We start from the raw sequence: 532 nt of genomic DNA, 5'->3' as shown, positions 1-532 counted from the left end.
ATCCAGAAATATTGATAGGAATATGATTGATCGATTAGCTGCTTGTCAATTTATAAAACAGCAACAAAACGTATTAATTACTGGTAGTACAGGAGTAGGAAAAAGTTATATTGCTTCTGCAATTGGTTATCAAGCTTGTATGTTAGGATATAAAGTCATGTACTTTAGTATCAATAAACTATTCTCTAAATTAAAGATGGCTAAAGGAGATGGTTCTTTTTCTAAGGAAATAGATCGAATTGAAAAACAAGACCTAATTATATTAGATGATTTTGGATTACAACCCTTAGACAATCTTAAAAGACAAGATTTTATGGAAATTATTGAAGATCGCCATGGTAAGAGATCTACAATTATAGCTTCACAACTTCCCATTGAAACATGGCATGATATAATTGGAGAACAAACTATAGCTGACGCTATTTTAGATAGAATGGTACATAATTCTATTAGAATTGAACTTCATGGGGAGTCTTTAAGAAGTAAAAATACATTAGCAAAAATTCAACAAAACTCTATTAAATAACTATAC

General features: G+C 29.5%; 1 protein-coding gene. It reads left to right on the top strand.

Annotated features, from left to right (window positions below; genetic code table 11):
* Positions 1-526 (top strand): ATP-binding protein (locus HX062_RS16190; RefSeq protein WP_286468140.1); only part of this gene is annotated, 526 nt, incomplete at its 5' end.
* Positions 527-532: the final 6 nt, after the last annotated feature.

Origin of the sequence: Myroides sp. DF42-4-2, from assembly GCF_030326445.1 — a bacterium.
Lineage (GTDB): Bacteria > Bacteroidota > Bacteroidia > Flavobacteriales > Flavobacteriaceae > Flavobacterium.
Note: the sequence above shows the minus strand (reverse complement) of the source record. Positions and strands in the feature narration are given on the sequence as shown.